Origin of the sequence: Streptomyces sp. NPDC049577 (genome assembly GCF_040675635.1) — a bacterium.
Classification (GTDB): domain Bacteria; phylum Actinomycetota; class Actinomycetes; order Streptomycetales; family Streptomycetaceae; genus Streptomyces.
The window spans coordinates 1-2,823 of record NZ_JBFAPH010000302.1; the positions used below are offsets into that span (position 1 = coordinate 1).

A 2,823-nucleotide genomic window follows, 5' to 3' on the forward strand; every position below is an offset into this window, starting at 1 on the left:
AAGGACGCCATGGGCCCGCTGCTGGCCCGCGAGGTCTACCGCGCGCTCGCCGCGCCGGACGGCCCCGGCCCGGCGTACGCCCTGCACCTGGCGGTCGCGGCCCTGCGTGCCCACGACGACTACAACGATCCGCTGTTCTGGGCGTCCGTCGTCCACAGCGGACCGTGAGGGGAGCGAGGGAGCAATGGAGGGAGCAATGGGGGAAGAAGACCGCTCGCTGCGCCCCGAATTCTGCGCGGCGATGTCCTGGCTGGACGACGTCATGGCGGCCGAGGGCCGGGGCGACGAGCTCCACGCCGCCGTGGAGGCCGTCCGCGCGGGAAGGGCGACCGTACGGCAGGCCATCGCCCGCCTGGGCATTCCGCCGAACGTGCTGACCGGTGAGACGGGCGCGACCCGTGGGCAGGGCGAGGGCGGCATTCCCGTGCCCGTGCCGCACTCCATCGGTGAGGTGTACCTGTGCCCCGACGGGTGGTGCGGCCTGAAGGAGACCCGGCCCCCGGGCGGCGCGATACCGGCCGGCGGACGCTGCTGGCTCGGGGACCGACCGCTGCGCGTTCTCGAGGCGTGAGCCGGTGGCTCCCGTCCTCGACGGCCTCGGCGAGAAGCTGGCCGAGAAGTGGATGTCCGCCCTGGCGGCGCCCGGGCTGCTGTTCATGGGGGCGGCCGCTGCCGCCGCCGTGCTCGGCCACGGGCACGCCCTCGACGCCGGGCTCCTGCGCGAGCGGGCCGGCCAGTGGGCGGCGATCGCCGGGCACTGGCCGGTCGTGGGGCAGGTCGCGGCGCTGGCGGTCGCCGTCCTGGCGTCCGTGGCGGTGGGGACGTTCGTCCGTACATGCGCCGAGGAAGTGGCCGTAGGGATCTGGGCGGGGGAATGGCCGCGGTGGGGCGACCGGTTGGCCGCCCGGTTGCTCGAGCGGCGCGTCCGGCGATGGGACGGCGTCCAAGCGGAGATCGACGGTCTCCGCCGTGCCGCCGAGGCCCACGTACGCCGCGACCCCGACCGCCGGCGGATCGACGAACTCGCCGCCCGCCGCGACCGGATGGTCCCGGCCAGGCCCACCCGGCCCACGTACACCGGCGACCGGTTCGCCGTGACGGACAGCCGGCTGCGCGGCCAGTACCGCATCGACCTCGCCACCTGCTGGCAGCCCCTGTGGCTGGTGCTGCCGGAGGAGACGAGGGCGGAGCTACGCGCCTCGCGGGCCCGCTTCGACGCCGCCGTCGCCGGATCCGTGTGGGCCTGCTGCTACGCCGTACTCGGCTGCTTCTGGTGGCCGGCGGCCATCGGGTCCGTCGCCGCCGGGCTGGCGGCATGGCGGCGCGGCCGCCGGGCGGCTGCGGCGCACGCCGGGCTGGTGGAGGCCGCCGTCGACGTGCACCTGCGGAAACTGGCCGCGGAGGTGGGCGTCGCCGCGCCGTCCGATGCCCCCTGGGAGCCGCGCCTCGGCACTCTCCTCAACCGCCTCTTCCGCAAAGGCGCATAAAGCGCACCGCCCGGGGGTGGCTGCGGGCTGCCCCGGTGGCGTGTCCAGGGTGGGCGCCCTTGCGGACACGACAGGGGCGTCAACGGCGCCGCTCCCCAGCCCGAGTCACAGCCCGAGAGCGTGTCAAGACACGGCATGGGATCGAGGGACGGTGGCGCACGACCCCGCGTGGCGCTATGGCTGCACGAAAGCTGAAGCATCACCGCTCTGCGAAAGAGCACGCTCAGGTCTCAGCGGCGTAAGGCTTGCCGAGCCTGTTTCTCTCGTGGATGCGGCCCGGCAGGGGGGCGGGATCCACAGCAGCTCGCCGGTTGGGTCGGTGAGGACCTGGACGTTCACGTCGTGCCGGCGGTGCTCGGCCGAGCAGTCCGCACGGCTGTCGCCGACGTGGTCGCACTCGGCGATGGTTTCGTCGAGGAGGACGAAGTCCGGGTCGTTCTCGCGCAGAGTCTTGAGCAGCCCCGGGGCCTGGGCGGCGAGCAGGTTCGTCACGGTGGTGGCGCAGGCATGCGCGGTACCGACGGATACAGGGAATCAACGAGTTTCGTGTGCCGATGGGTTGAGGCTTCGAACACCTCCCTCAACGGAACGGGGGCCTCGTGCGTTGCATGCCCTGCCACCGTCACCCGATCAGCGGCCACGCTGAAGGAGCTCAGTCGAACACTACCGGTCACGCCCCGACCGCGCAGCCGCTCCCCCTGTCACAGCGGTTGCAGGGTGGACTGGCCTGTCCTTTCCTTGTGGATGTACAGGAGACTGCCAGCGCTAGGCCCGGGCACTGGTCAATCGACCGACCTGCGCAGAAGGCGCATCCGACGGTTCGGTCCCCGAGCGATCAATCAACTCCACCGATGACCTGCTCCTGGTTGCGCCAGCTCCGTGAACACATCGGCTATTCCAGCGACCACCAAATGGCTCAGCTCGCGCACTGCTGCACAGCGGCTCGCCAGCGACCTGAAGGAGGGCTCATGTGGCTTATGTCTAAGGGCCGGACACGGGGCATCGCCGGGTGCTTGCTCTTGGCAGTGGCAATCGCCTTGACTCTCGTTTCGGGCCGTACACCCGGCACTCCAGGCGGCCTACTGTCCACCGCGGTCTACCTGTCCGATGGCTCTCGGTTCCCGGGGTGGTCGCAGTGGAGCGACCGTGACGGCGGCTGGATCGACGCAGCCAAATGGGTTGACGGGGACTTCAACGGTGACGGGAAAGCCGATATCGCGGCCATCTGGAACAACGGCGGTACAAACACGCTGACGGTGAGCCTGTCGAACGGCAAGGGATTTACGCGCAGCCACTGGGCCACCAACGCGGGCGGCTGGCTCGACTCCACACAGTG

2 protein-coding genes and 2 pseudogenes are annotated in these 2,823 nt (G+C 71.3%); 3 read left to right on the top strand and 1 reads right to left on the bottom strand.

Annotated elements, in window-relative coordinates:
- The first annotated feature begins 196 nt into the window (after window positions 1-196).
- Both AB0K09_RS26155 and AB0K09_RS26160 read left to right on the top strand, forming a co-directional pair.
- Window positions 197-571 carry a hypothetical protein gene (locus tag AB0K09_RS26155; RefSeq protein WP_366067845.1) on the top strand — a complete coding sequence of 125 codons (375 nt, stop codon included), beginning with the start codon at window positions 197-199 and terminating at the stop codon, window positions 569-571.
- Between the two features lie 4 nt (window positions 572-575).
- A complete protein-coding gene (locus AB0K09_RS26160) occupies window positions 576-1,487 on the top strand; it encodes a hypothetical protein (protein WP_366067846.1) in 912 nt (303 codons plus the stop codon).
- A 291-nt stretch (window positions 1,488-1,778) separates the two neighbouring features.
- Here the strand turns inward: AB0K09_RS26160 and AB0K09_RS26165 are convergent.
- A pseudogene (locus AB0K09_RS26165) lies at window positions 1,779-2,021 on the bottom strand (IS5/IS1182 family transposase); the annotation flags it as partial.
- A 491-nt stretch (window positions 2,022-2,512) separates the two neighbouring features.
- Here AB0K09_RS26165 and AB0K09_RS26170 point away from each other — a divergent pair.
- Window positions 2,513-2,823 (top strand): annotated as a pseudogene (locus AB0K09_RS26170) (hypothetical protein); the annotation flags it as partial.

Excerpts from the sequence above, each read along its gene's own strand:
- AB0K09_RS26155 (WP_366067845.1), top strand. The coding sequence starts at position 197 with ATGGGGGAAGAAGACCGCTCGCTGCGCCCCGAATTCTGCGCGGCGATG.